Origin of the sequence: Paenibacillus sp. MAEPY2 (assembly GCF_000499205.1) — a bacterium.
Lineage (GTDB): Bacteria > Bacillota > Bacilli > Paenibacillales > Paenibacillaceae > Paenibacillus > Paenibacillus vandeheii.
On sequence record NZ_AWUK01000118.1, the window covers coordinates 1 to 603 of the forward strand.

Genomic DNA, 603 nt, shown 5'->3' on the forward strand with positions numbered 1-603 from the left:
CAAAGATATAATAATTTTAAATATTAGATTTTGCAGTTACTTGGAGCGCACATCGAACCGACCAATCGGGAAGTTTACTGAGCAGTGGTCACTTTTGCGAATTACTTTGTGAAATATTTCTCTTTTGTGGGTGTTGAGCTCATTGACTGGCCAAACCTGATATCGAATGTAATGTAGGGCAAGTGTTTCAGAAATCTAGCAACATCTTAGTACAATAATTAAACGGATTTTGAAGGGAGGCAGGGAAGAGATGAGCATTGACACGGTACTGTGGAGCAGGCTTGTGACAGGGATGACCCTGGGGTTCCACGTCATATTCGCGACGATTGGCGTCGGTGTGCCCCTTATGATCGCTATTGCGGAGTTTGTAGGTATTCGCAAAAAAGATAACCACTACATCTTGATGGCAAAGAGGTGGTCGAGAGGTTTTGTTATTTCTGTGGCAGTTGGTGTGGTGACAGGTACGGCGATTTCGCTGCAACTAGCCTTGGTATGGCCTAATTTTATGAAGCTGGCAGGGAACGTGATTGCACTGCCATTATTTATGGAAGTGTTCGCTTTCTTTTTTGAAGCGATTTTCCTAGGCATTTATTTGTATACGTG

1 protein-coding gene is annotated in these 603 nt (G+C 43.1%); it reads left to right on the forward strand.

The genetic code is table 11. The features are described from left to right. Nucleotides 1-250 precede the first annotated feature (250 nt). The coding region (locus P364_RS0134855) for a cytochrome ubiquinol oxidase subunit I (protein WP_029881549.1) at nt 251-603 on the forward strand (353 nt) is incomplete at its 3' end.